Here is a 247-nt window from a genome sequence, read left to right on the forward strand (position 1 = left end):
AGGTAGTATTTAGCCTTGGGAGGTGGTCCTCCCTGCTTCCCACAAGGTTTCACGTGTCTCGTGGTACTCTGGATCAGTTCTAAAAGCTTCCACTTTCACTTACGTGGCTATTACACTTTATAGCGGAGCTTTCCAGCTCTCTTCAATTAGTTCCTGCTTTCGTTTATGAACTGTCCGCAACCCCAACTCCGTTAGGAGCTGGTTTGGGCTCTTTCCCGTTCGCTCGCCGCTACTTAGGAAATCGATT

General features: G+C 48.6%; 1 rRNA gene. It reads right to left on the bottom strand.

The features are described 5' to 3' along the window. Window positions 1-247: ribosomal RNA gene (locus ACJDUG_RS17830) — 23S ribosomal RNA — on the bottom strand; the annotation flags it as partial.

This window comes from Candidatus Clostridium stratigraminis (assembly GCF_045310675.1).
Taxonomy (GTDB): domain Bacteria; phylum Bacillota; class Clostridia; order Clostridiales; family Clostridiaceae; genus Clostridium_AT; species Clostridium_AT stratigraminis.